Below are 20,941 nucleotides of genomic sequence, written 5' to 3'. Positions count from 1 at the left end.
CGCCTGCGCGCGGCCCGGCCCAAGGCCGGACAAGCGGAGCGCGCGCAGCGCGCCCCGTGCGGGCCGGGGGCGGGAGAGCCCCGCCCCTCGGATCCGCCCCTCAGATCAACCCGTGGCTGCGGAAAAGCGCGCTCAGATCGGTCTCGGCACGCGCACCGATATGGCTGATGACCTCGCTTGCCGCCACGCAGCCCATCCGGCCGCAGCTTTCCAGATCGTGGCCCTGGGTCAGCCCCCAGAGAAACGCCCCGGCAAAAAGATCGCCCGCCCCGGTCGCATCGACCACCCGGGTGGCCACGGCAGGCACATGCCAGCGCCCCTCGCCCGAGAGGATATGCGCGCCATCGGCGCTGTCGGTGCAGGCCACCATCCCGATCTCGGCCGCGGCCCGGGCCAGCGCCTCGTCAAAGACCTCGGTCTGGTACATCGACAGGATCTCGGCCCGGTTCGCGAACAGAAGATCCACATCCTCGCGGATCATCCGGCGGAAGGCATCGCGATGGCGCTCCACGCAGAACGGATCCGACAGGGTCAGCGCCACCCTGCCGCCCGCGGCCTTGGCGGCCGAGATGGCCCTGGCGAAGGCAGCATGGCTCTCGGCGCCGTCGAAGCGGTAGCCCTCGAGATAGATCCATTCGGCATCGGCGATCTGCGCCGCGTCGATATCGGCCGCGGACAGCCGCTCGGACAGGCCCAGATAGGTGTTCATCGACCGCTCGCCATCGGGCGTGACCAGAATGATGCAGCGCCCGGTCTCGCCCGCCTCCGATCTTGGCGCCATCGGTGTGGCGAAATCGGCGCCCTGGGCACGCAGGTCATGGGCGAAGATCGCGCCCAGCTGGTCGTCCTTGACCTTGCCGACATAGGCGGTGCGCCCGCCCAGATGCGCGATCCCCGCGATCGTGTTCGCGGCAGAGCCGCCCGAGATCTCCTGCGCCGGACCGATCCGGCCGTAAAGCTCGACCGCGCGGTCGGTGTCGATGAGCTGCATGATGCCCTTCTCGACGCCCTGCGCGGCCAGGAAATCGTCTTCGGCATGGGCCAGAACGTCGACCAGCGCATTGCCGATGCCGACGACGTGATAGGTCTTGGTCATAAGGTCTTGTCCTCGTATGGGCAGAGATCCCGGATCGGGCAGGTCCCGCACATCGGCTTGCGTGCCTTGCACAGGTAACGGCCATGCAGGATCAGCCAGTGATGCGCATGGCGCTGGAACTCGGCAGGCACATTGTCCTCGACGGCGCGCTCGACCGCCTCGACGGTCTTGCCGGGCGCGATCAGGGTGCGGTTGCCGACCCTGAAGATATGGGTGTCGACCGCCTGGGCGGGCAGCCCCCACCACATGTTCAGAACCACATTCGCGGTCTTGCGCCCGACCCCCGGCAGCGCCTGCAGCGCCGCGCGCGAGGACGGCACCTCGCCGCCATACTCCTCGACGAGGATCCGGCTCAGTTTGATGACGTTCTTCGCCTTGTTGCGAAAAAGCCCGATCGTCCGGATGTGCCCGATCAGCCCTTCCTCGCCCAAGGCCAGCATCTTCCCGGGCGTGTCGGCTTCGGCGAACAGCGCCCGCGTCGCCCGGTTCACGCCGGCATCGGTCGCCTGCGCCGACAGCGCCACCGCGACCAGCAGGGTATAGGCGTTGACATGTTCGAGCTCGCCCTTCGGCTCGGGTTCGGCCGCTTGGAAGCGCGAAAAGATCTCGTGGATCGTATGATAGGGCAATGCCTGGGCCATCGGCCTTCCTATGCCCGCGCGACGGGGCAGAGGCAAGGCCGGAGCGGGGCCGCCTTTTGGCGCAGGTTCCGGGTCGCGCCGGTCCCCGGCCGCGCCTATTCTGGGCCGAGCGACGGGAAAGGATGCGCGATGCCAAAGGACACCGACCGGGACCAGAACCAGGCCTATCATTTCTCGGTGATCCGCCGGGCCATCGACCGGATCGACGCCGCGGGCGGCGAGAGCCTGCCGCTGGAAACCCTCGCGGCCGAGATGAACATGAGCCCGGCGCATTTCCAGCGCGTCTTCTCGCGCTGGGCCGGGGTCTCGCCCAAGCGCTATCAGCAATATCTGACGCTCGGCCATGCGAGGGCGCTGATGCGCGAGCGCTTCACCACGCTCGAGACCGCCGATGCGCTGGGGCTTTCGGGCGCGGGACGGCTGCATGACATGTTCCTGCGCTGGGAGGCGATGAGCCCGGGCGACTATGCCAGGGGCGGCGCCGGGCTGGAGATCCGCTGGGGCTGGGTCGACAGCCCGTTCGGCCCGGCCCTGGTGATGGCCACGGCGCGCGGGATCTGCGGCATCGGCTTCGCCGCCGAGACCGGATCGGACGCCGCCTTGGCCGACCTGACCTCGCGCTGGCCGCAGGCCAGTTTCGTCGAGGATCCGGCAGCGCTTGCCCCTTGGGCCGAAGCCGCCTTCGGGCGACAAGATGACAAGACCTCCTCCGGACGGAAAGACGGCAACGCCGTCTCCGGGCGGCGGGATGGCGAAACCGCCTTCAGGCGGCAGGGCGGCGAGGCGCGGCTTCACCTGATCGGGGCCCCGTTCCAGATCAAGGTCTGGGAAGCGCTGCTGAGCGTGCCGCCGGGCCAGGTCACGACCTATTCGGAAATCGCCCGCGCCATCGGCCATCCGCGCGCGGTGCGCGCCGTCGGCACCGCGGTCGGGCGCAACCCGATCGGCTATCTGATCCCCTGCCACCGGGCGCTGCGCAAGACCGGCGCGCTGGGCGGCTATCACTGGGGTCTCCCGGTCAAGCGCGCGATTCTGGCCTGGGAGGCGGCCCGGACCGAGGCCGAATTGGGGCCCGACACCCGGACCGGTTGAGCGACTCGCGGCCAGCACCGCCCCAGGCGTTCCCGCGCCACGGCCAGATCGGCCTTTTACCGCCCGCAGGCTGCCGACAGCTCACGATCCCCCTCGAAGACGGCCGCCATGCGACTATATTCGTCGCAAAGCCCCCCGAACGGGGCTCAACGGGCACCCCCCCGAACGTGGCGCAAGCAAAGAGGCAGTCATGATCCGACCGAGCAACCCCCTTCTTCTGACCATCGCGGCCGTGCTGGCGCTCGGCGCCTGTACAGATCCCTCCGTCCAGACCGGCGACGCGCGGCAGCGCACCAAGGAGGGCGCGGCAATCGGCGCGGGCCTCGGTGCGGTGACCGGGCTGATCGCCTCGAACCGGGGCGGCAACGATGCCAAGAGCGCGCTGATCGGCGCTGCGGTCGGCGCCGCCGCCGGGGCCGCCATCGGCAACAATCTCGACAAGCAGGCCGCCGAGCTGCGGCAAAGCTTCGACAGCAACCGGATCGGCGTGGTCAATACCGGCAATGCGCTGGTCGTGACCATGCCCCAGGACATCCTGTTCGCCACCGACAGCGCCTCGATCCAGTCCGGGCTCCGGGCCGATCTGCAGACCCTGGCCTACAGCCTGAACGACTATCCCGGCACCACCGTCGATGTCATCGGGCATACCGACAATACCGGCTCGGCCAGCTACAACCAAGAGCTCTCGACCCGCCGCGCCAGCGCGGTGGCCTCGGTGCTGACCGGCGCCGGCGTCAATTCGAGCCGGATCCGCGCCTATGGCCGCGGCGAGGAACAGCCCATCGCCTCGAACCTCTCACCCGAGGGCCGGGCCCAGAACCGCCGGGTCGAGATCGTCATCCGCCCGATGTCGTAACGGGAGACGGCCCCGGGCGCGCGTGGCGATCCGCTCGCGCGCCCATTGCCGCCCGGCTCGGCGCGCCATATCCTGCGCCCGGTTCAACGGAGACCCGCGCCGCGCCATGCCCTTCCAGAAAGTCCAGCCCGAGAAGCTCTCGGCCACCGTCATACGCCAGATCGAGCTTCTGATCCTGCGCGGCGTGCTGCGCCCCGGCGAACGCCTGCCAGCCGAGCGCGACCTGTCCGAGCGGCTGGGCGTGTCGCGGCCCTCGCTGCGCGAGGCGATCGAGGCGCTCGAGGCGCGCGGACTGCTGGTCCGGCGCGCGGGCGCGGGCGTCTTCGTGGCCGAGATGCTGGGCGCGGCCTTCTCGGATGCGCTGGTCCGGCTGTTCGCCACCCATGACGAGGCGCTGTTCGACTATATCGCCTTCCGCCGCGATCTCGAGGGGCTGGCCGCCGACCGCGCCGCGCGCAGCGGCTCGGATACCGACCTTGCCGTCGTCGACACGCTCTTCACCCGGATGGAGGCCGCCCATGCCCGGCGCAGCCCGGCCGAAGAGGCGCGGCTCGACGCCGAATTCCACCTCTCGATCATCGAGGCCAGCCATAACGTGGTGATGACCCATGTGATGCGGGCAATGTTCGAGCTGCTGCGCGAAGGGGTGTTCTACAATCGCCAGATCATGTTCCGCCAGCGCACCACGCGACGCATGCTGCTGGACCAGCACCGCGCCATCAATGCCGCCCTGCAGGCCCGCGACGGCGCCGCCGCCCGCGCCGCGATCGAACGCCATCTCGATTATGTGGTCGAGGCGCTCCGGGCCGATCAGGATGTCGAGCGCAACGAGGCCGTCGCCCGCCAGCGGCTGGAGCAAGCGCTGAACAAGGGCTGAAGCGGGGGCTGAAGCGCGGGCCGAACAGGCGCCGACCGCGCTCAGTTCACGCTGTTGGCCAGGTTGGCATGGGTCCGGCAGCGCTTGTAGAGCGCCCAGTAGGTGGTGAAATCCAGCTCGTCCCGCACCGCCAGCATCCGGCCCAGGGTGTCGAGATCGATGCGTACCAGATAGGGTTCGGGCGCATGCATGTCGCCGCCCCGGAAGGTGATGCAGGCCAGCTTCTCGGCAGTGGGCGTGCGAAGGAAGAACCCCGCCTCGACCGCATTGCCCGCATAGCGCCGCGCCCGCTCGGTCAGATCCTGGCGGCGCTGCCGCAGCGGATCTTCGGCCATCACCGCCTCGATGGCGGCCTCGTGCTGCGCGGCACGTATGCCCGCACTGTGATTTTCCAGCAGACGGCGGGCCGGCCCGACCCCGGTCAGCGCCAGCAAGGCAACCAGCCCGCCCACCAGCAGCAGCGCCGAGAAGGTGCGCGGTCGAAACAGCGCCCGGCTGACGGACGAGGCGTTTCTGCCCTCTCCCGGCATCTGCCGCCGCGCAGAGACCGTCCAGCGGGCGGACCTGTCGCCGGGCTCGGGACGCCGATCGGGATAGGGGAATTTCCGGGGCGGAGCAGGCATCTTTGCTTGCGGCAGCGGGTCGGAACGGGCGCGCGGACAGGGCGCCGCTGCCCTACCCCGCTCTGCGCCCTCCGCTCACCGGCCGCCACGAGCCCGGCGCCCGGTGGGAAGCCGGGACCCGAACCGGAACGGCAAGTGGGACAGGAAGCAGGACCCGACCGGACCGGCGCGCCCTCTCTGCCGCAGCAGCGAGACAGGTCAGGGCAAGTATCCCGGCAAGCGAGGCAAGACAGATCGGGGCAAGAACGAGGGCGGCGATCATCACGGGGCTCCCTGCGAAACGGCGGTGCGAAACGGCGGTGCGAAACACCATCGCGAGACGGCATCGGGAACCGTCCCGACGCAGTCCCATCAGACCCTGAAATTATGGCGAGGAGATGCCCGGGACGCGGGGAAACGCAGGAAAACAGAAGATCGGGCGCGGATCACGCCAGGTCCCCGCTGCGGCACAGCGGGCGCGCCTCGGCCTGTCGGGCCGTCGCCAAAAAAGCAGGACCCCGGCCGCGAGGCCGGGGTCCTGGCTTCGGAAAGGCGCTGCGGCGGGACGCCGACAGCCTTCCGGATCAGTGCAGGTGAAGCTTGCCGCGAACCTCGCCGATGGCGTCATGGACGAGCTTGTCACTGGTCTTCTCGGTCATCTGGCTGACGATCACGTCGCGCGCGGCGGAAACAGCCACGGCAACCGCCCGGTCGCGCACTTCCTTGACCGCGCCGGCCTTGGCCGATTCGATCTGATCGTCGGCGGCGGCCAGACGGCGCGCGATCGCGACCTTGAGATCTTCCTTGGCCTTGGCGGCAGCCATCTCGGCCTCGGCCTTGGCGGTCTCGACGATCCGCTCTGCCTGGACCTGGACTTCCTTCTGCTTGCGCTCGTAGGAGGCCAGAACGGTCTGCGCCTCTTCGCGCAGCGCCCGCGCCTCGTCGAGATCGGCCTTGATGCCGGCCGCACGCTTGTCGAGCATCGCCATCAGCTTGCCCGGCACCCGCAGGTAGACGAGCAGAGCGAGAAAGGCGATGAAGCTGATCGTGACGACGAATTCGGCGTTGTTCAGCGAGAAGAACGGGCCTTCCGCCGCCAGCGCCGGAGACGCCACGAAGCTCAGGGCGACTGCGAGTTTCTTCATCGGTCTCACCCTTTCAGCTTGCTGTCGACGGCGGCATCGATCGTGCCCGCATCGGCCCTGAAGCCCATCGCGGCCACCACATCGACAGCGGTCGACTTGGCGACCTCGGTCACGCTTTCCAGCGCACCGGCGCGGATCTCGGCGATCTGCGCCTCGGCCTCGGCCGAGCGTGCCGCGATTTCCGCATCCGCCTTGGCGGTGGCGGCGTCGAGATCGGCCTTGATCTCGGCCTTGGCCTCGGCGACGATCCGCTGCGCCTCGGCCCGCGCATCGGCCAGCGCCTTCTCATAGGCGCGCTCGGCCTCCTGGGCCTGCAGCTTCAGTTCTTCGGCGACGGCGATGTCGTTCGAGATCGTGCCTTGGCGCTCGGCCAGAACGGCACCGATCCGCGGCAGCGCGATGCGCGACAGCACGAAATAGATCGCGAACAGCGTGACGACGAGCCAGAAGATCTGGTTCGGATAGGTCGAGAAGTCGAGCTGAGGCATGCCGACGGCGTCGGCAGCGTGCCCGGCAGATTCTGCGGCCTCTAGTTCTGTTGCCATGTCGTCCCCCTGGAACCCCGGATCACACCGGGTGGGTGCCTGTGGTCAGGCCCCACCCGGCCGTAAGGATCGGTTCAGTCGGAGATCAGACGGCGAACATCAGCAGAAGCGCGACGAGGAACGAGAAGATCCCCAGCGCTTCGGCGAACGCGATACCGATGAACATGGTGGCGGTTTGCGAGGCAGCCGCCGAGGGGTTGCGCAGGGCGCCGGAGATGTAGTTGCCGACGACGTGGCCGATGCCGACGGAGGCGCCGCCCATGCCGGTACAGGCCAGACCAGCACCGATATAGGCACCCATTTGAACGATATCGCCTTCCATGTCGATTTCTCCTTACGTTGGAATTGGCAGATTCAGGATGTGATCCGGGACCGGGCGTCAGTGATGCGGATGCAGCGCATCGCGCAGGTAGACGCAGGTCAGGATCGCGAAGACATAGGCCTGGATGAAGGCCACCAGAAATTCGAGCGCATAGATGGCGCCGATCGCCACGACCGGGAACACGGCCCCGACGCCGAGCACACCAGCGAAGCCCGCGAACACCTTCATCACGGCGTGGCCGGCCATCATGTTGCCCATAAGCCGGATCGAGTGGCTGACGGGGCGCACGAAGTAGGAAATCACCTCGATCATGGCCAGGATCGGGCGCAGCGCCAGCGGCGCGGCGGTGATCCAGAACAGGCTGAGGAAGCTCGCGCCATGCTTGACGAAGCCGAGGATGGTGACGCCGAAGAAGACCGCCAGCGCCATGGTCGCGGTGACCGCGAGATGCGAGGTGGTGGTGAAGGCGCCCGGGATCAGGCCGAGGAAGTTGGCGAAGACGATGAAGATGAAGAGCGACATGATGTAGGGGAAGTATTTCAGCCCCTCGCGCCCCGACACGTCCTCGACCATCTTGTAGACGAAGCCATAGGCCAGCTCGGCCACCGACTGGATGCGCGAGGGCACGATGGCGCGGCCCCGGGTCCCCATCACCAGAAGCAGCACGGTGCAGAGAACGGCGATGCCCATCCAGAGCGTCACATTGGTGGGCGTATACCAGTGCACGGCGCCATCGCCGAAGAGAGGCGTCACCATGAACTGGTGCATGGTATCGATATTCACTCCGCCGGTCGCGTCTTCGCTCGCCACGTTCAATCCCTCTTCTCGTCCTCAGCGGCCGCCGCCGCCTGTTGGCCCTGGACCTCCTGCGCGGTGCGCAGCATCACCCGGATGCCGGCCGCGAGGCCCAACAATATGAACAGCACCAGGAAAATCGGCATGGTCTCCAACCAGGAGTCCAGCCCGTACCCGATGCCGAAGCCGATCCCCAGACCGGAGACCAGTTCGATCACCATGCGCCAGGCCAGCTGTGCCTGGGTGTAATGCGAGTCCATGTGAGAGGGCGCGGGCGCGGCCTTGGCCTTCCTGAGTTCGGCAAGCCGGGCTTCCAGCCGGGCGAGCCGTTCCTTTTCGGCCGGGTCAACCATGCGAACGTCCCCCTCGGACAGTCGCGGCGAAGCTAGTCAGAGGGGGGGAATGAGTCAAGCGGATTGCGTCTTGCTCAAGTCATTGAAAAAACGTGTTTTTGCCGGATGCTGCCGCGCAGAACCCGGCCCTGGCACAGCTTTGCCATATTCAACCGGACGGTTGACGATCGCTTCGGGAAAGGCGCATCCTGCGGCGATGGATGACCGGCTCGACATCGTCTTTTCCGCCCTCGCCGACCCGACCCGGCGAGCGATCCTCGCGATGCTGCTCGAGGATGACATGGCGGTGACCGACGTGGCCGATCCCTTCGAGATGTCGCTGGCGGCGATCTCGAAGCATCTGGCGATCCTGACCCGGGCCGGGTTGATCAGCCAGGAAAAGCGCGGCCGGGTGAAATGGTGCAAGCTCGAACCCGACGCGCTGAGGGATGCCTCGATCTGGATGCAGGGCTTCGGCCAGTTCGAGGCGGTCAATCTCGACGCCTTCGAACGCTTCCTCGCAACCGAGCTGAACGGGTAAGACCAGGCGCGCCAATTGGTCCACTTAACCTTCTTTCCATACCATTCCAGGAAAGGCGGACGCGCTCGGGGCCGCAGGATGTGCTGTCAGATACTTGCGCGCTTGAATGCAGGGCATTGGCCTGCTCACGTCGATCATGATCGTCTTGTATTCGGCGCCCCCGGCCCCCGGCCCTGCCATGATCCGGACAAGGACACCGTTCTCGCTCCAGAGCGTTCACCGGTTGCAGAATGTCCTGAGGGGGCCCTGCTCGCCAGGCACGTCGTACACAGCAGGTCATTGCGATTGAATGACATTATGCCTCGCCACACATGCCGGTCATCGACCCGAAGGGAGGCCGTGGCTCTTGGGCAGGAACGGCGTCAAGCCCCCCATCTTCATTTTCGCCTCGGAAAGCCGGTATAGGTTGCCCATGGATCAGATCCCCCCGCGGGGCCTGAAACATCCCGGGAGCCTGGAATCGACAGATCCTGAGGCCAGATTTCGCTGGTCTTTTCCGGCATTTCAGACATCTTTCCAAGGATGCAACCGAGCCCGGGTACGACGACCGGAAGATCGGGTGACCCGCGCCTCTTTCGGTCCGTGCCGCACAGGGAACTGGGCCGGAATTGGGGCCGGACGACCGATGCAGTTGCATCGCCCCCTTTTCCTGACCGTCGAATCCCCTATGCTGGGCGCAACACAACCTAGAGGTATCAGCGCGATGTCCGACCGGATCGAGTATGGCAATCTGATGCATGCCGCGATGCGGAGTCTGATCCGCACGGTTCTGTCGGATGTTGCCGCCGACGGATTGCCGGGCGAGCATCACTTCTTCATCACCTTCGATACGACCCATCCCGAGGCGCAGCTGGCGGACTGGCTGCGCCAGCGCTATCCTTCGGAAATGACCGTGGTGCTGCAGCACTGGTACGATCACCTCTCGGTCGGCGAGGACGGCTTTTCGGTCACGCTCAATTTCGGCGAAAGCCCCGAGCCGCTGTTCATTCCCTTCGACGCAATCCGCACCTTCGTCGACCCGTCTGTCGAATTCGGGCTCCGCTTCGAAACCCAGGACAGCGACGAGGACGAAGACGAGGAGGACGAAGCCTCCGACCAGCCCGAGGCCGAGCCGCATGACGACGGCGCCGGGAACGGCGACGCCCAGGTCGTGAGCCTCGACAAGTTCCGCAAGTAGTCCGCCCGGACCGCTCGCACGGGCATTGCTCCGAGGCACGGCCCGGCCTATTAGCTGGGCCGAACCCGACCGGAGGATTGCGATGACCGAGACCCGCACCGAGACCGACAGCTTCGGCCCGCTGGATGTGCCCGCCGACAAGTACTGGGGCGCCCAGACCCAGCGCTCGATCCAGAATTTCCCGATCGGCTGGGAACGCCAGCCGGTGGCCATCATCCGCGCGCTCGGCGTCATCAAGAAGGCCTGCGCGCTGGTCAATATCGACCAGGGCGGGCTGGACCCGAAACTGGGCGAGGCCATCGCTGCAGCGGCGCAGGAAGTCATCGACGGCCGGTTCGACGACAACTTCCCGCTGGTCGTGTGGCAGACCGGCTCGGGCACCCAGTCGAACATGAACGCCAATGAGGTGATCTCGAACCGCGCCATCGAGATGCTGGGCGGCGAGAAGGGTTCGAAGGACCCGGTGCATCCGAACGATCACTGCAACATGGGCCAGTCCTCGAACGACACCTTCCCCACCGCGATGCATGTGGCCATCGGCATGATGGCGCGCGACGTGCTGCTGCCGGGGCTGGAAAAGCTGCATGAGGCGCTGACCGCCAAATCGGACGAATTCGCCGATATCATCAAGATCGGACGGACCCATACCCAGGACGCGACGCCGCTGACGTTGGGCCAGGAATTCTCGGGCTATGCCAAGCAGGTGGAAAAGGGCATCGCCCGCGTCAAGTCCGCCCTGCCCGACATCTACGAGCTCGCCCAGGGCGGCACCGCCGTCGGCACCGGGTTGAACACCAGGAAGGGTTGGGACGGCCGGGTCGCCGCCCGCATAGCCGAGATCACCGGCCTGCCCTTCGTCACCGCCGAGAACAAGTTCGAGGCGCTGGCCGCGCATGATGCGATGGTGATGTTCTCGGGCGCGCTGAAGACGGTGGCGGCCTCGCTGTTCAAGATCGCCAATGACATGCGGCTGCTGGGCTCGGGGCCCCGCTCGGGGCTGGGCGAGCTGATCCTGCCCGAGAACGAGCCCGGCTCGTCGATCATGCCCGGCAAGGTCAACCCGACCCAGGCCGAGGCCCTGACCATGGTCTGCGCCCATGTCATGGGCAATGACGCGGCCGTGGGCTTTGCCGGCAGCCAGGGCCATTTCGAGCTGAATGTCTACAATCCGATGATGTCCTATAACGTGCTGCAATCCATGCAGCTTCTGGGCGACGCGGCGTCGAGCTTCACCGATAACATGGTGGCGGGCACCAAGGCCAACACCGCGCGGATCGAGAAGCTGATGAAGGAAAGCCTGATGCTGGTGACGGCACTGGCGCCGACCATCGGCTATGACAATGCCACCAAGGTCGCCAAGACCGCGCACAAGAACGGCACGACGCTGCGCGAAGAGGCCATCGCGCTTGGCTTCGTCGATGCCGAGACCTTCGACCGCGTGGTGCGGCCCGAAGACATGATCGGCCCCAAAGACTGATGACGGGCGGCGTCGTCAACCTGCGTCAGGCACGCAAGGCCCGCGAGCGGGCGGCGAAGAAGGTGCAGGGCGACGGGAATGCCGCCCGCTTCGGCCGGAGCAAGGGCCAGAAGGCGCGGGAGGAGCTTGACGCCACCCGCGCCCGAGACGCCCTTGACGGGCACAGGCGGGCCCCGGACGACGAGGCATGAGCGGACGGCCGGTCAAGCGCTCGCTGACGCTCCGGGGGCACCGGACCTCGGTCTCGCTGGAAGACGAATTCTGGCGCGCGCTCCGCGACATCGCGGCCGAGCGGGGCATTGCGGTCAACGCGCTGGCCGCCGAGATCGACGACAGCCGCGGAATGGATGTCGGGCTCGCCTCGGCGCTGCGGGTGCATGTCCTGACGCATTTCCGGCAGCGCCGGGACGATCGCTGAGCGCCCGCTGTCCGGCAATGCCGCTGAAACATCGGCCTGTTGATCGCGAAGGCTGTAGCTCCTGCGCCCAGGCAGCAGGTGGCATTCCGCAAGGCGAGACCGCCAGCAAGCAGGCCGCTCTCCCTGGGAGAGTGCCCTGCGGAGACATAAGCGCGTCTTCAAAAGCATAAGGCCGGAGCCGCGGCTTGCCACCGCTCCGGCCGTATTTCTCGCCCTTAGCCGAGCGTGGTGCCCGAGGGTCGGGTCTAGCCGCCTACTCCCCGACCGACAGCGCCACGAAGCGGGGCTCGCCCTGACGGCGGACCAGAAGCAGAAGCGACTTGCGGCCGGCATCGCGGGCTTCCTCGATCCGCTCCTGCAGATCGGCGGCGGTGGCGACCGGACGCTGTCCGGCCTCGGTGATGACATCGCCCGCCCGCAGGCCCTTGGAATAGGCCTCGCCGGCCTCGTCGATATCGCTGACCGCCAGCCCGTCGGCCAGGTTCCCGGCGCCAAGCTGATCGCGCAGCTCGTCGGTCAGCGGCACCAGGGTCATGCCGAGGATCTCGGCCGCCTCGGGCTCGGGGGCAGAGGAGCCGTCGGAGGAGCCGCCCGAACCGGCGCCTTCCGCCGTCTCGCGACGACCGAGCGTCACCAGCAATGTCTGTGTCTTGCCCTCGCGGAACACGACCACGCGCACGGCCTTCCCGACCGGGGCATTGCCGACCTGCCGCACCAGCCCGTGGGTGTCCTCCACATCGATGCCGTCGAAGGAGAGAATCACGTCGCCCGACTGCATGCCGGCCTCGGCCGCCGGGCCCTCGGGCACATCGGTCACCAGCGCGCCGCGCGCCTGCCCGAGCCCCAGCGCCTCGGCCATGTCGGGCGTCACGTCCTGGATCCGCACGCCAAGCCAGCCGCGCCGGGTCTCGCCGAATTCCTTGAGTTGCGAGACGACATTGGCCACCACTTCGGAGGACATCGCGAACCCGATGCCGATCGAGCCGCCGGTGGGCGACAGGATCGCGGTATTCACGCCGACCACCTCGCCCTCCATGTTGAAGAGCGGCCCGCCCGAATTGCCCTTGTTGATCGCGGCATCGGTCTGAAGAAAGTCGTCATAGGTGCCGCTGAGCGCCCGGCCGCGGGCCGAGATGATCCCGGCCGAGACGGAAAAGCCCTGCCCCAGCGGGTTGCCCATCGCCATCACCCAGTCGCCGACCCGCATCATCTCGCTCTTGCCGAAGGGCACGAAGGGCAGCGGCCTGTCGCTTTTCACCTTCAGAAGCGCGATGTCGGTATTGGGGTCGGTGCCGACCACCTCGGCTTCGAGCGTCTCGCCCTCAAACAGCTCGACCTGGATCTCGTCGGCCTTCTCGATGACGTGATTGTTGGTGACGATATAGCCGTCTTCCGAGATCACGAAGCCCGAGCCCAGCGCCTGGCTGCGCCGCGGCGGCATGTTCGGATTGCCGTCGGGATTCATGAAATCGCGGAAGAATTCCTCGAAGGGCGACCCTTCGGGCAGCAGCGGATTTGGACCGGTCCGGCCTTCGACCGTGGTCGAGGTGGTGATGTTGACCACGGCCGGGCTGACCTTCTCGGCGAGATCGGCAAAGCTTTCGGGCGCGGCACGGGCCAGGGCAAGGCTCGCCTGCGCCATGAGAAGCGCCAGGCCCAGCATCAGCGCCCAGAGCGGACGCAACCGTTCCGAGGACGACGCGCCCCTGACCGAAAGAGAGATGGCCTGCGATGTCACCGATATATCCTCCTGAAAGCTGTGCCGTCATCCCTTTGCGCAAGGGACCGGTTCCCGTGAGTTATGGTGCCAGCCCGCCCCTCCGTGCAACACGGGGACGGGCCCGGTCGCCTCAACAGGACGTGAATGGCTCTGTTCGCAACTGTTTCAGCCCCAAAGCGATTGGGCAAGCCAAACGAGAGCCGTGCCAAGGCCGATCGCGGCCAGACCTAGCAGCCGCCGGGTGTCGGCCGGAATACGGCGGAGGATCTCCAGCGCCTCCTCCAGACGCGAAGGGGCCAGTGCGAACACCAGCCCCTCGATCACCAGGACCATGCCAAGGCCCAGGACGATCTTTTCCATCGCGTCACTCCGCAGCCGGGCCAGATGCCGCAGCGGGGCCGGTCGGCGCCGACGGCGCGGGCGCCAGAGGACGGTCGGCACGCTCGAGATATTCGAAGAACTCGCTGTCGGGCGAGAGAACCATCGAGGCATTCCCCTTGCCGAATGCCGCCTTGTAGGCATTGAGCGAGCGGTAGAACTCGAAGAATTCCTTGTCGGCACCGAAGGCTTCCGCGAACACACTGTTGCGCTGGGCGTCGGCCTGACCGCGAATGATCTCGGCTTCGCGCCGCGCGTCCGAGACCAGCTCGACCACGGTCCGGTCGGATTGCGCCCGGATCCGCTGCGCCGCCTCGTCCCCGCGCGCGATCTCGTCGGCCGCCTCGCGTTCGCGTTCGGCCCGCATCCGCGCGAAGGTGGCCTCGAGGTTCTGCTCCGGCAGGTCGGTGCGCTTGAGCCGCACATCGACGATCTCGAGCCCGATCCCCCTTGCCTCTGTAGCGGCGGCATTGCGGATCCGCATCATCAGCGCGGCCCGGTCCGAGCTGAGAATGTCGTTGGACGAGACCGAGCCCAGCACTTCGCGGGTATTGGCGCGCAGCACGCTGTCGAGCCTGTCCTCGGCGGCGCGGATGCCGCCCACGCCGACCGCCTGGCGGAACTGGACCACATCGGCGATGCGGTAGCGGGCGAAGGCGTCGACCACCAGACGGCGGTCGTCGGACGGCGTCACCTCCAGCGGATCGATATCGCGGCTGAGGATACGGTCGTCATATTTCACGACTTCCTGGATCAGCGGGATCTTGAAGGCCAGCCCCGGCTCGGACTTCACCGCCTTGACCTGGCCGAACTGCAGCACGAGCGCGCGTTCGCGTTCGTCGACGATGAACATCGACGACAGGGCCGTGGCCCCGACGAGAATGGCGAGAGGGATGAGGAGTGCACTCTTCTTCATGGATCAGTTCCTCCCTCCGGTATCGGTGCGCCGCAATTCGTTCAGCGGCAGGTAGGGCACCACGCCGCCCGGCCCGGTCAGGTCCTTGTCGAGCATGATCATGTCGACCTTGCCCAGCACCTCTTCCATGGTTTCCAGATAGAGCCGCTTGCGCGTCACCTCGGGTGCCTTGGCATATTCGTCCAGCACCGCACTGAAGCGACTGGCTTCACCCTCGGCCTCGTTGACGACGCGGGCACGGTAGCCCTCGGCCTCTTCGAGGATCTGCGCCGCCTCGCCGCGCGCACCGGCGACGACGCGGTTGGCATAGGCATCGGCCTGTTTCTCGAGCCGGTCGCGTTCCTGTTCGGCGGCCTGCACCTCGCGGAAGCTGTCGATGACCTCCTTGGGCGGGTCGGCCTTGTCAAAGTTGACCCGGACCACGTTCATGCCGGAATCGTAGCTGTCGAGCGTCTGCTGGATCAGATCCGTGAGGCGCGAGGCGATCAGCCCGCGGTCACGGTTCAGGATCGGCGCCAGTTCCGACTGGGCAATGATCTCGCGCATGGCCGATTCGGACACGGCGCGGATGGTCTGACGCGGATCGCGCAGGTTGAACAGGAACTTGGCCGGATCGTTGATGTTCCAGACCACCTGGAAGTCGACATCGACGATGTTCTCGTCGCCGGTCAGCATCAGCCCGGCATCGACGCCGGCCCGGCCCACGCCCATGTCCTCGGTCTGCTCGCGGGTGACCGGGATCACCTCGGCGCTGACCAGCGGCCAGGGCGCGAAGTTCAGGCCCGGATTGCCGGTATCGAGATAGCGGCCCAGGAAAAGCTCGACCGACTGCTCCTCGGGCTTGACCGTGTAAAACGAGGCCCAGGCCCAGGCCACGCCGGCCGCCAGCACCGCCAGCGCCACGCCGGTCCGGGTGAATTTCGGGCCGCCGCCACGACCGCCGCGACCGCCCATCAGCACGCGCAGCTGCTCCTGCCCGCGACGCATCAGCTCGTCGATTTCCGGAATCTGGGGCGGCTCGTCGCCCGGGCCGCGTCCACCGCCGCCGCCCCGGTTGCCTCCGCCACCCTGTCCAGAGCCTCCGCTCCCCCAGGGACCGCCACTATTTCCAGCCATATGGGGTCTTACCTCTTGTCTTGCTCAATCTCGTTCTCATTTTCGCGATGACTGCTTTGTAACTGGTCACCGCGCGCCCGAATTCAACCCGTGCGAACCGGGACCTTCATCGTCACCAGCTCTTCGGCCATGGTCGGATGCACCGCCACGGTCCGGTCGAAATCCTCCTTGGTCGCGCCCATCTTGATCGCCACCGCCGCCAGCTGGATCATTTCGCCCGCCTGATCGGCCACGATATGGCAGCCCACCACCTTGCGGCTGTCGGCCGCGACGACGAGCTTCATCATCACCCGGTCGGGCCGCCCGGCAAAGCCCGACTGCATCGGCCGGAAGGCGGTCGAATAGATCTCGACCGGGCCGCGGCTGCGCGCCTCCTCCTCGGTCATGCCGACCGAGCCGTATTCGGGGCGGGTGAAGACCGCGCCCGGCACCAGCTCGTGATCGGCACGGGTCGGATTGCCCTTGAACACGGTCTCGACGAAGGCCGCGCCCTCGCGGATCGCGACAGGCGTCAGCGCGATCCGGTCGGTGACATCGCCCACCGCATAGACCGAGGGCACCGAGCTTTGCGACCATTCGTCGACCGAGACCGCGCCATTGGGGTTCAGCGCGACGCCCGCCTGCTCGAGCCCCATCCCGTCGGTATTGGGCCGCCGCCCGGTGGCAAACAGCACCGCATCGAAGACCGCATCCCCGCCATCGGTGGCCTTGACCCAGAGCCCGTCCTCGACCCGGTCGATGCGCTGCACGTTGCAGCCGACGCGCAGATCGACCCCCTGCGCGCACATCGCCCCCGCAATATGGCCCCGCGCCTCGTCATCGAAACCCCGCAGGATCTGGGCGCCGCGGTAGAACTGCGTGACCTCGACCCCGAGCCCGTTGAGGATGCAGGCGAATTCGCAGGCGATATAGCCGCCGCCGACGATCAGGATGCGTTTCGGAAGGCGCTCGAACAGGAACACGTCATTCGAGGTGATCGCCAGATCCGAGCCCGGAAACTCGGGCACGAAGGGCCGCCCGCCGGTCGCGATCAGGATATGGCGCGCGGTCTTCTCGGTGCCATCGGCCAACCGCACCCTGTGCGGATCGGCCAGCACCGCGCGGCTGTCGAAGATCTCGACGCCCGCGCGCTCGAGATTGCCGCGATAGATGCCCTCGAGCCGGGTCAGCTCGTCATCGAGCCGTGCCTTGAACAGCGACCAGTCGAACTCGCCGCCATGAACCTGCCAGCCATAGGCCCGCGCATCCTCGACCGATTGCGGAAAGGCCGAGGCATAGACCATCAGCTTTTTCGGCACGCAGCCCCGGATCACGCAGGTGCCGCCCATGCGGTATTCCTCGGCCAGCCCGACCCGGGCGCCGGCCTCGGCCGCCGCGAGACGCGCCGCGCGCACCCCGCCAGAGCCGCCGCCGATGACGAAGAGATCGTAATCGAAGCTCATGTCCCCTCCCTCAGAGATCGGCGAAGAGATTGTCGCTTTCGGGCAGATCGACCCGGGCCTCCTCGCTGCCCTCGGCATCGCGCAGCTCGGCCCGGCCGTCGGGATTTCCGATCACCACGGCGTCGCAGATGTCGATGAACAGACCGTTCTCGACCACGCCCGGGATCTGGTTCAGGACCAGCGCCAGCTGGCGCGGATTGCCGATCCGGCCCAGATGCAGGTCGAGCACCAGATTGCCCTCATCGGTGCGGAACGGCAGCTCGCCCGCCATCCGGAGCGTGATCTCGCGGCCGAGGACATCGAGCCCCTCCAGCGCCTCGGCGATCAGCTTGCGGCTGGCCGACCAGCCGAAACCGATCACCTCGACCGGCAGCGGAAACGCGCCGAGCTGGGCCACGGCCTTGGCCGGGTCGGCGATCACCACCATCCGGTCCGAGGCCGTCGCCACGATCTTTTCCTGCAGATGCGCGCCGCCGCCACCCTTGATCAGGTTGAAGGCCGGGTCGAATTCGTCGGCGCCGTCGATGGTCAGATCGAGCCAGCGCGCATCCTCGAGGCTGACCACGTCGATGCCGACCTCGCGGGCCAGCGCCGCGGTCCGGGCCGAGGTCGGAACGGCGGTGATCGAGAGCCCCTCGTTGCGCACCCGCGCGCCCAGGCTTTTCACCAGCCAGGCCGCGGTCGAGCCGGTGCCGAGGCCCACGCGCATGCCGTCCTCGATCAGATCGGCGGCGCGGCGTCCGGCGACATATTTGGCCAGTTCGATGGGGGAAAGCTCTGCGGCCATGATGCCTCTCCTTGTGCGGTCCCGGCCGTTATAGACGCCAAGCGTCAGAGCCGCGAGACCGAATTGCCCGGAGCGGGCATCGACAGGGAGGCAAGACCGGAAAGCGAGAGAGGGATCGTCGGGGCCACGACCGTCCATTCCGGCGCCGACCGGACCCCGGAGAGAAATCTGTCACAACAGCCTTGACGGTCGGTTACCGCCCCTCCCGGAGCGCCGCGATCACCGCGTGCAACAGATCGGCGAAGCGGGCGCGATCCGCGGGCGCAAGCCGCGCCAGCGCGATGCCATTGACCTCGGTCGCGGCTTCGGTGGCCGGCGCCTCCAGGGCGCGGGCCCGCTCGGTCAGCCGCACCCGGCGCGCCCGCCTGTCGGCCGCGTCAGGCTCGCGCAGGATCAGCCCGTCGCGCTCCATCCGGTTCAGGGTATTGGCGATGGTCGCCTGCTCCACATCCAGCCGCTCGACCAGATCGCGCTGGGTCAGCCCGTCTTCGCGCCACAGCTCGAGCAGCACCATGAACTGCCCCGGCATCAGCCCCAGAGGCGCGATCCGCCGGGTCAGCGCCGCCGCGAAGAGCCGCGCCATGTGGTTGGCGAGATATCCCGCCGAGTCATCCTTGTTAAAGCTCATGCGCTGTTCTGCCATTGCATAGCTCGCTATACAATGGCATTTTGAATAGCAGGCTATCCATTTGGAGAATCGTCATGACACCGATCCCGACCGAGACCTCCCGCCTCCCCGGACTGCATGCCGCAGCCGGCGCGCTTGGCCTTGCCCTGATCGCCTCGTTCTGGCTGTCGACGCTTGGCGCCGAACTTTTCGGAACGACGCCCCAGATCGTGGCGGTCAAGACCGCGATCCCCTACGGGCTTGTCCTGCTGGTGCCTGCGCTGATCGTTGCCGGGGCGGGCGGGGCCCGGCTGGCGCGCGACCGCCACGGCCCTCTTGTTGCCCGCAAGGCACAGCGGATGCGGCTCGTCGCGCTGAACGGGCTGCTGATCCTCGTGCCCTCGGCCCTGTTCCTGGCCAAGAAGGCTGCGGCACAGGATTTCGACGCCGCCTTTGTCGTGGTGCAACTGAGCGAACTGGCGGCGGGGGCGATCAATCTCACGCTTCTGGGCGCCAATCTGCGCGACGGCCTGAGAATGCGCCAGGGACGCCCCGCCCTGCGCTGAGCGGCGGCCGAATGTCGCTTTCGGAATGGACTTGTCGGTGCCACGGGCCACCTTGGCTGGAAAGGGAGGCACGCATGGACCTGTCCGTTTTCGACATCTTCAAGATCGGCATCGGCCCCTCCTCGTCGCATACGATGGGGCCGATGCTGGCGGCCGCGCGGTTTCTCGACCTGCTGCGGGGCTCACCCTTCCATCCGGTGGGTCTGCGCGCCTCGCTGCACGGTTCTCTGGCCTTCACCGGGATCGGGCACGCCACCGACCGGGCGGTGATCCTCGGGCTCGACGGTTTCACCCCAGAAAGCTATGATCGCGACGCCGCCGAGGATGCGCTGGCGCGGATCCGGGCCGAGGCCGAGGTCCGCCCCAAAGGCCTGCCGCCGCTGCGTTTCGATCCGGCCTCCGATCTCGTCTTCGATCACGACCGCGCCCTGCCCGGCCATGCAAATGGCATGACCCTCTCGGCCATCGACGCGGAAGGCGACATCCTGACCCGCGAGACCTATTACTCGATCGGCGGCGGATTCGTGCGGACCGAGGCCGAGCTTGCCGCGGGCGATACCGACAGGGGCGCAGCGCCATCCCTGCCCTATCCCTTTGCCAGCGCGGCCGAACTTCTGGCCCTGGCCGAGACCTCGGGCAAGTCGATCGCCGCCATGAAACGTGCCAATGAGATCGCGCGGATGGGGCCCGAGGCGCTCGAGACCGGACTGGCGCGGATCTGGTCGGCCATGTCGGACTGCATCGAGCGGGGGCTCGCGACCGACGGTCTGCTGCCCGGCGGCCTCGGCATCCGCAGGCGGGCCCATGCGATCCATAAAGCGCTGCAGGCCGAACGCGGCATGAACCTGACGCCGCCGCACACGATCAACGACTGGATGAGCGTCTATGCGATGGCCGTGAACGAAGAGAACGCGGCAGGCGGGCAGGTGGTGACGGCCCCGACCAACGGCGCGGCCGGGGTGGTCCCCGCCACGATCCGCTACTGGCTGAGCCATGTGCCCGCCGCGCAGCCGTCGAAGGTCGGGGATTTCCTGCTGACCGCCGCGGCGATCGGCGGGCTGATCAAGAAGAATGCCTCGATCTCGGGAGCGGAATGCGGCTGTCAGGCCGAGGTGGGCTCGGCCTCGGCGATGGCGGCGGCAGGTTTGGCGGCGGTGATGGGGGGCAGCCCCGAACAGGTCGAGAATGCGGCCGAGATCGCGCTGGAACACCATCTGGGCATGACCTGCGACCCGGTGAAGGGGCTGGTTCAGGTGCCCTGCATCGAGCGCAACGGCCTGGGCGCGATCAAGGCGGTCTCGGCCGCCTCGCTGGCCCTGCGCGGAGACGGGCACCATTTCGTGCCGCTGGACGCCTGCATCGAGACCATGCGCCAGACCGGTCGCGACATGAACGAGAAATACAAGGAAACCGCGCTGGGAGGGCTGGCCGTCAACATTCCGAATTGCTGAGGCCGAATTGCTGAGGCCGAATTGCTGAGGCCAACTTGCTGG

25 protein-coding genes are annotated in these 20,941 nt (G+C 67.3%); 10 read left to right on the top strand and 15 right to left on the bottom strand.

What is annotated here, in order from left to right; translation table 11 throughout:
• Positions 1 to 100: 100 nt before the first annotated feature.
• Positions 101 to 1,096, bottom strand: a complete 996-nt coding sequence (locus tag ACK8CO_RS14555; protein WP_414897082.1) for an adenosine kinase — start codon at positions 1,094 to 1,096, stop codon at positions 101 to 103.
• Positions 1,093 to 1,737, bottom strand: coding sequence for an endonuclease III (gene nth / locus ACK8CO_RS14550; protein ID WP_080617188.1), 645 nt, complete (start codon positions 1,735 to 1,737; stop codon positions 1,093 to 1,095). Before nth ends, ACK8CO_RS14555 begins: the two co-directional genes overlap by 4 nt.
• A gap of 129 nt (positions 1,738 to 1,866) precedes the next feature.
• On the opposite strand from nth, the gene ACK8CO_RS14545 reads away from it, so the two are divergent.
• The 3 genes from ACK8CO_RS14545 to ACK8CO_RS14535 all read left to right on the top strand — a co-directional run bounded on the left by ACK8CO_RS14545 (position 1,867) and on the right by ACK8CO_RS14535 (position 4,562).
• Positions 1,867 to 2,829 (top strand): methylated-DNA--[protein]-cysteine S-methyltransferase, encoded by a 963-nt coding sequence (locus ACK8CO_RS14545; protein WP_414897081.1) that lies wholly within the window; start codon positions 1,867 to 1,869, stop codon positions 2,827 to 2,829.
• 190 nt (positions 2,830 to 3,019) lie between these two features.
• Positions 3,020 to 3,685, top strand: coding sequence for an OmpA family protein (locus tag ACK8CO_RS14540; RefSeq protein WP_080617190.1), 666 nt, complete (start codon positions 3,020 to 3,022; stop codon positions 3,683 to 3,685).
• A gap of 106 nt (positions 3,686 to 3,791) precedes the next feature.
• Positions 3,792 to 4,562, top strand: a complete 771-nt coding sequence (locus ACK8CO_RS14535; RefSeq protein WP_080617191.1) for an FCD domain-containing protein — start codon at positions 3,792 to 3,794, stop codon at positions 4,560 to 4,562.
• 41 nt (positions 4,563 to 4,603) lie between these two features.
• On the opposite strand, the gene ACK8CO_RS14530 is transcribed toward ACK8CO_RS14535, so the two are convergent.
• From ACK8CO_RS14530 to ACK8CO_RS14505, 6 genes are all read right to left on the bottom strand, one after another.
• Positions 4,604 to 5,185: a hypothetical protein gene (locus ACK8CO_RS14530; protein WP_414897080.1), complete on the bottom strand. Its 582-nt coding sequence runs from the start codon at positions 5,183 to 5,185 to the stop codon at positions 4,604 to 4,606.
• A gap of 563 nt (positions 5,186 to 5,748) precedes the next feature.
• The gene (locus ACK8CO_RS14525) at positions 5,749 to 6,309 is read right to left on the bottom strand and encodes a F0F1 ATP synthase subunit B (RefSeq protein ID WP_414897079.1); all 561 of its coding nucleotides are present in this window, start codon (positions 6,307 to 6,309) and stop codon (positions 5,749 to 5,751) included.
• A 5-nt stretch (positions 6,310 to 6,314) separates the two neighbouring features.
• A complete protein-coding gene (locus ACK8CO_RS14520) occupies positions 6,315 to 6,854 on the bottom strand; it encodes a F0F1 ATP synthase subunit B' (RefSeq protein WP_080617194.1) in 540 nt (179 codons plus the stop codon).
• A gap of 85 nt (positions 6,855 to 6,939) precedes the next feature.
• Complete coding sequence (locus ACK8CO_RS14515) at positions 6,940 to 7,176, bottom strand: F0F1 ATP synthase subunit C (RefSeq protein WP_042456520.1); 237 nt, start codon at positions 7,174 to 7,176, stop codon at positions 6,940 to 6,942.
• A gap of 57 nt (positions 7,177 to 7,233) precedes the next feature.
• Entirely contained in the window at positions 7,234 to 7,986 is a 753-nt protein-coding gene (locus ACK8CO_RS14510) for a F0F1 ATP synthase subunit A (RefSeq protein ID WP_042456524.1), read from the bottom strand.
• Positions 7,987 to 7,988: 2 nt separating this feature from the next.
• Positions 7,989 to 8,324, bottom strand: coding sequence for an AtpZ/AtpI family protein (locus ACK8CO_RS14505; protein WP_414897078.1), 336 nt, complete (start codon positions 8,322 to 8,324; stop codon positions 7,989 to 7,991).
• Positions 8,325 to 8,520: 196 nt separating this feature from the next.
• Here ACK8CO_RS14505 and ACK8CO_RS14500 point away from each other — a divergent pair, with 196 nt between their 5' ends.
• The 5 genes from ACK8CO_RS14500 (at position 8,521) to ACK8CO_RS14480 (ending at position 11,916) form a co-directional block, all read left to right on the top strand.
• Entirely contained in the window at positions 8,521 to 8,844 is a 324-nt protein-coding gene (locus ACK8CO_RS14500) for an ArsR/SmtB family transcription factor (RefSeq protein WP_414897077.1), read from the top strand.
• Between the two features lie 703 nt (positions 8,845 to 9,547).
• A complete protein-coding gene (locus ACK8CO_RS14495; RefSeq protein ID WP_080617197.1) occupies positions 9,548 to 10,021 on the top strand; it encodes an SspB family protein in 474 nt (157 codons plus the stop codon).
• Between the two features lie 82 nt (positions 10,022 to 10,103).
• Positions 10,104 to 11,498, top strand: coding sequence for a class II fumarate hydratase (gene fumC / locus ACK8CO_RS14490; protein WP_414897076.1), 1,395 nt, complete (start codon positions 10,104 to 10,106; stop codon positions 11,496 to 11,498).
• Positions 11,498 to 11,689, top strand: a complete 192-nt coding sequence (locus ACK8CO_RS14485; RefSeq protein WP_414897075.1) for a DUF4169 family protein — start codon at positions 11,498 to 11,500, stop codon at positions 11,687 to 11,689. The genes fumC and ACK8CO_RS14485 overlap by 1 nt, the downstream gene beginning before the upstream one ends.
• Complete coding sequence (locus ACK8CO_RS14480; RefSeq protein WP_414897074.1) at positions 11,686 to 11,916, top strand: ribbon-helix-helix domain-containing protein; 231 nt, start codon at positions 11,686 to 11,688, stop codon at positions 11,914 to 11,916. Before ACK8CO_RS14485 ends, ACK8CO_RS14480 begins: the two co-directional genes overlap by 4 nt.
• A gap of 253 nt (positions 11,917 to 12,169) precedes the next feature.
• On the opposite strand, the gene ACK8CO_RS14475 is transcribed toward ACK8CO_RS14480, so the two are convergent.
• The 7 genes from ACK8CO_RS14475 to ACK8CO_RS14445 form a co-directional block, all read right to left on the bottom strand.
• Positions 12,170 to 13,654, bottom strand: coding sequence for a DegQ family serine endoprotease (locus tag ACK8CO_RS14475; protein WP_369822786.1), 1,485 nt, complete (start codon positions 13,652 to 13,654; stop codon positions 12,170 to 12,172).
• A 147-nt stretch (positions 13,655 to 13,801) separates the two neighbouring features.
• On the bottom strand, positions 13,802 to 13,996 hold the full coding sequence (locus ACK8CO_RS14470) for a DUF2065 domain-containing protein (protein ID WP_080617201.1): 195 nt from the start codon (positions 13,994 to 13,996) through the stop codon (positions 13,802 to 13,804).
• Positions 13,997 to 14,000: 4 nt separating this feature from the next.
• A complete protein-coding gene (gene hflC, locus ACK8CO_RS14465) occupies positions 14,001 to 14,930 on the bottom strand; it encodes a protease modulator HflC (protein WP_414897073.1) in 930 nt (309 codons plus the stop codon).
• Positions 14,931 to 14,933: 3 nt separating this feature from the next.
• The gene (gene hflK / locus ACK8CO_RS14460) at positions 14,934 to 16,046 is read right to left on the bottom strand and encodes an FtsH protease activity modulator HflK (protein ID WP_080617203.1); all 1,113 of its coding nucleotides are present in this window, start codon (positions 16,044 to 16,046) and stop codon (positions 14,934 to 14,936) included.
• An 83-nt stretch (positions 16,047 to 16,129) separates the two neighbouring features.
• The gene (gene gor / locus ACK8CO_RS14455) at positions 16,130 to 17,488 is read right to left on the bottom strand and encodes a glutathione-disulfide reductase (protein WP_414897072.1); all 1,359 of its coding nucleotides are present in this window, start codon (positions 17,486 to 17,488) and stop codon (positions 16,130 to 16,132) included.
• 10 nt (positions 17,489 to 17,498) lie between these two features.
• Positions 17,499 to 18,275, bottom strand: a complete 777-nt coding sequence (gene rpiA / locus ACK8CO_RS14450) for a ribose-5-phosphate isomerase RpiA (protein WP_414897071.1) — start codon at positions 18,273 to 18,275, stop codon at positions 17,499 to 17,501.
• A gap of 193 nt (positions 18,276 to 18,468) precedes the next feature.
• Positions 18,469 to 18,903, bottom strand: coding sequence for a MarR family winged helix-turn-helix transcriptional regulator (locus ACK8CO_RS14445; RefSeq protein WP_414897070.1), 435 nt, complete (start codon positions 18,901 to 18,903; stop codon positions 18,469 to 18,471).
• A 74-nt stretch (positions 18,904 to 18,977) separates the two neighbouring features.
• Here ACK8CO_RS14445 and ACK8CO_RS14440 point away from each other — a divergent pair, with 74 nt between their 5' ends.
• The gene (locus ACK8CO_RS14440) at positions 18,978 to 19,448 is read left to right on the top strand and encodes a hypothetical protein (protein WP_414897069.1); all 471 of its coding nucleotides are present in this window, start codon (positions 18,978 to 18,980) and stop codon (positions 19,446 to 19,448) included.
• Between the two features lie 74 nt (positions 19,449 to 19,522).
• Positions 19,523 to 20,899: an L-serine ammonia-lyase gene (locus tag ACK8CO_RS14435; protein WP_414897068.1), complete on the top strand. Its 1,377-nt coding sequence runs from the start codon at positions 19,523 to 19,525 to the stop codon at positions 20,897 to 20,899.
• Positions 20,900 to 20,941: the final 42 nt, after the last annotated feature.

It is taken from the genome of Rhodovulum sp. HP10 (assembly GCF_047553435.1).
Lineage (GTDB): Bacteria > Pseudomonadota > Alphaproteobacteria > Rhodobacterales > Rhodobacteraceae > Rhodovulum.
The sequence above is the reverse complement of the archived record's forward strand: the minus strand, read 5'-3'. Positions and strand labels throughout refer to the sequence as shown.

Excerpts from the sequence above, each read along its gene's own strand:
- ACK8CO_RS14555 (WP_414897082.1), bottom strand. The coding sequence starts at position 1,096 with ATGACCAAGACCTATCACGTCGTCGGCATCGGCAATGCGCTGGTCGAC.
- nth (WP_080617188.1), bottom strand. The coding sequence starts at position 1,737 with ATGGCCCAGGCATTGCCCTATCATACGATCCACGAGATCTTTTCGCGC.
- ACK8CO_RS14545 (WP_414897081.1), top strand. The coding sequence starts at position 1,867 with ATGCCAAAGGACACCGACCGGGACCAGAACCAGGCCTATCATTTCTCG.
- ACK8CO_RS14540 (WP_080617190.1), top strand. The coding sequence starts at position 3,020 with ATGATCCGACCGAGCAACCCCCTTCTTCTGACCATCGCGGCCGTGCTG.
- ACK8CO_RS14535 (WP_080617191.1), top strand. The coding sequence starts at position 3,792 with ATGCCCTTCCAGAAAGTCCAGCCCGAGAAGCTCTCGGCCACCGTCATA.
- ACK8CO_RS14530 (WP_414897080.1), bottom strand. The coding sequence starts at position 5,185 with ATGCCTGCTCCGCCCCGGAAATTCCCCTATCCCGATCGGCGTCCCGAG.
- ACK8CO_RS14525 (WP_414897079.1), bottom strand. The coding sequence starts at position 6,309 with ATGAAGAAACTCGCAGTCGCCCTGAGCTTCGTGGCGTCTCCGGCGCTG.
- ACK8CO_RS14520 (WP_080617194.1), bottom strand. The coding sequence starts at position 6,854 with ATGGCAACAGAACTAGAGGCCGCAGAATCTGCCGGGCACGCTGCCGAC.
- ACK8CO_RS14515 (WP_042456520.1), bottom strand. The coding sequence starts at position 7,176 with ATGGAAGGCGATATCGTTCAAATGGGTGCCTATATCGGTGCTGGTCTG.
- ACK8CO_RS14505 (WP_414897078.1), bottom strand. The coding sequence starts at position 8,324 with ATGGTTGACCCGGCCGAAAAGGAACGGCTCGCCCGGCTGGAAGCCCGG.
- ACK8CO_RS14500 (WP_414897077.1), top strand. The coding sequence starts at position 8,521 with ATGGATGACCGGCTCGACATCGTCTTTTCCGCCCTCGCCGACCCGACC.
- ACK8CO_RS14495 (WP_080617197.1), top strand. The coding sequence starts at position 9,548 with ATGTCCGACCGGATCGAGTATGGCAATCTGATGCATGCCGCGATGCGG.
- fumC (WP_414897076.1), top strand. The coding sequence starts at position 10,104 with ATGACCGAGACCCGCACCGAGACCGACAGCTTCGGCCCGCTGGATGTG.
- ACK8CO_RS14485 (WP_414897075.1), top strand. The coding sequence starts at position 11,498 with ATGACGGGCGGCGTCGTCAACCTGCGTCAGGCACGCAAGGCCCGCGAG.
- ACK8CO_RS14480 (WP_414897074.1), top strand. The coding sequence starts at position 11,686 with ATGAGCGGACGGCCGGTCAAGCGCTCGCTGACGCTCCGGGGGCACCGG.
- ACK8CO_RS14470 (WP_080617201.1), bottom strand. The coding sequence starts at position 13,996 with ATGGAAAAGATCGTCCTGGGCCTTGGCATGGTCCTGGTGATCGAGGGG.
- hflC (WP_414897073.1), bottom strand. The coding sequence starts at position 14,930 with ATGAAGAAGAGTGCACTCCTCATCCCTCTCGCCATTCTCGTCGGGGCC.
- hflK (WP_080617203.1), bottom strand. The coding sequence starts at position 16,046 with ATGGCTGGAAATAGTGGCGGTCCCTGGGGGAGCGGAGGCTCTGGACAG.
- gor (WP_414897072.1), bottom strand. The coding sequence starts at position 17,488 with ATGAGCTTCGATTACGATCTCTTCGTCATCGGCGGCGGCTCTGGCGGG.
- rpiA (WP_414897071.1), bottom strand. The coding sequence starts at position 18,275 with ATGGCCGCAGAGCTTTCCCCCATCGAACTGGCCAAATATGTCGCCGGA.
- ACK8CO_RS14445 (WP_414897070.1), bottom strand. The coding sequence starts at position 18,903 with ATGAGCTTTAACAAGGATGACTCGGCGGGATATCTCGCCAACCACATG.
- ACK8CO_RS14440 (WP_414897069.1), top strand. The coding sequence starts at position 18,978 with ATGACACCGATCCCGACCGAGACCTCCCGCCTCCCCGGACTGCATGCC.
- ACK8CO_RS14435 (WP_414897068.1), top strand. The coding sequence starts at position 19,523 with ATGGACCTGTCCGTTTTCGACATCTTCAAGATCGGCATCGGCCCCTCC.